1 pseudogene is annotated in these 904 nt (G+C 30.5%); it reads left to right on the top strand.

From position 1 onward, the window contains the following. A pseudogene (locus J582_RS26655) lies at positions 1-144 on the top strand (DNA-binding protein); the annotation flags it as partial. Positions 145-904 lie beyond the last annotated feature (760 nt).

Below are 904 nucleotides of genomic sequence, written 5' to 3'. Positions count from 1 at the left end.
CCTCGGCCAGAATCTGAGCCAAAACATGATGTATTGACTACGCCGGGGCAGACTGAAAATAAGCGGATTCCAGTACCGGAGCACATTGAACAGGAACCGGAAAAAAGAGGCTTTTGGAGCCGTTTTTTTAGACCCTATGATTAACCACGATTGTTTAACTGATATGAACAAAGTTGTGGAACATTGATCAAAGAATAGGCGTGGAACGTGAAAAATCATAAAAAAAGCCCGAACAGTGATGCTCGGGCTATAAACTTTGAAATAAGTGTATGAATTTCAAGGTAAATTATAACACGTTTCGTATAAGGTGTATTATGTTAATTTTAGAAAAATTAAACTTGTAAAATATTAACATAACTGTCTGACATTTCTTGCAGATCTAACTTAGTAGTAACATTTAGAATGTCATCGTAATTCAGAAGATTTTGTATTGGAAAAATACCCTTAAGTATTGATCTAAGAAGGAAATAATAAGAATAGAGCTGTTCATGAATATCAAAGTTGATATCAGCGCCTCTAATAAAATCATAACCAATATCGACATTTCTATCATCTCGATAAATGGCATTGGCTAAATCTTGGAAATCGTTACCTAAGTCAGAGTTAGAAAAAGTGGGGATCAGCGGACGCTTACGTTGTTAACTAAAAAGTTATATTTTCTATATAGAGTCGTTTAAGAATATATCGTAAAAAATATTAAGAAAAATAAATTTTACGATATATTATATCTATGAAATTTTTAAATTAATCTTTAAATACAATAGTTTAAATAAAGTTGTATAAATTTTTAAAGTATTGATAGTGAGTAGTTATGAGTCTTTTTTATGAAAACTTTAGAGATTTTGAAGATGCTGGTAAAGCCATTTTAGAGTATTTACATAATCACTTAGTTTTTAATTTATGG

The organism is Acinetobacter sp. 1566109 (genome assembly GCF_000582255.1).
In the GTDB taxonomy this organism is placed as follows: Bacteria; Pseudomonadota; Gammaproteobacteria; order Pseudomonadales; family Moraxellaceae; genus Acinetobacter; species Acinetobacter nosocomialis.
This window is presented reverse-complemented; position numbering and strand designations above follow the sequence as displayed.